Source organism: Anaerotignum lactatifermentans, from assembly GCF_016902535.1.
Lineage (GTDB): Bacteria > Bacillota > Clostridia > Lachnospirales > Anaerotignaceae > Anaerotignum > Anaerotignum lactatifermentans_A.
In genome coordinates this window covers 1-229 of the sequence record NZ_JACSNY010000067.1, presented here as the reverse complement: position 1 = coordinate 229, position 229 = coordinate 1, and the positions used below count along the sequence as shown (strand labels likewise).

Below are 229 nucleotides of genomic sequence, written 5' to 3'. Positions count from 1 at the left end.
GACCATCTACTCTCCCAGGCAGCTCCCCACCAAGTACCATCGACCGCTTAGGTCTTAACCGTCGTGTTCGGAATGGGAACGGGTGTGTCCCCTAAGCGCATCGTCACCGAAGATGTGTAGTTTTGAAGGACTGTATCCTTCAAAACCGAACAGCAAAAATATTCTCAACCTATACTCCATAGAAAGGAGGTGATCCAGCCGCACCTTCCGATACGGCTACCTTGTTACG

At 50.7% G+C, this 229-nt stretch carries 1 rRNA gene; it reads right to left on the bottom strand.

Going from position 1 to position 229, the window contains the following annotated elements:
• Positions 1 to 111: ribosomal RNA gene (rrf, locus tag H9X84_RS12885) — 5S ribosomal RNA — on the bottom strand; the annotation flags it as partial.
• Positions 112 to 229: the final 118 nt, after the last annotated feature.